This window comes from Pseudomonas sp. CFBP 13719, assembly GCF_014842095.1.
Taxonomy (GTDB): domain Bacteria; phylum Pseudomonadota; class Gammaproteobacteria; order Pseudomonadales; family Pseudomonadaceae; genus Aquipseudomonas.
The window spans coordinates 1-338 of sequence record NZ_JACYVB010000027.1; the positions used below are offsets into that span (position 1 = coordinate 1).

Sequence of the window (338 nt, forward strand, 5' to 3'; positions counted from 1 at the left end):
ACCATCGGTGTGGGTGAAACCAGCGGCACGGTTTCTTTCGCGTTGGGCAATGACGTCTACAACGGTGCGGACACGATCAGCACTGCCATTACTGGCGTGACTGGCGGTAATTTCGAACAGCTGACCCCGATTACCACTCCGGTCGTGACCCCAGTGGGCGACAGCATCGACGTCACCAACGTCGTGCTGACCGCCACCGTTCCTGCAGGCGGCGCCCTGGAAAACGGCACCATCCTCTACACCGCCACCGTCGGCGCGCCAGTGACTGGCTCGCCTGTCGTCGTGACCTTGTCGAACAGCCAGATCATCACCATCGGTGTGGGCGAAACCAGCGGCAC

The 338-nt window shown here is 61.8% G+C and carries 1 protein-coding gene; it reads left to right on the plus strand.

Features of this window, described 5'->3' with window-relative positions; all coding sequences use genetic code 11:
* The coding region (locus IFT57_RS26850) for an immunoglobulin-like domain-containing protein (protein WP_192153238.1) at positions 1-338 on the plus strand (338 nt) is incomplete at both ends.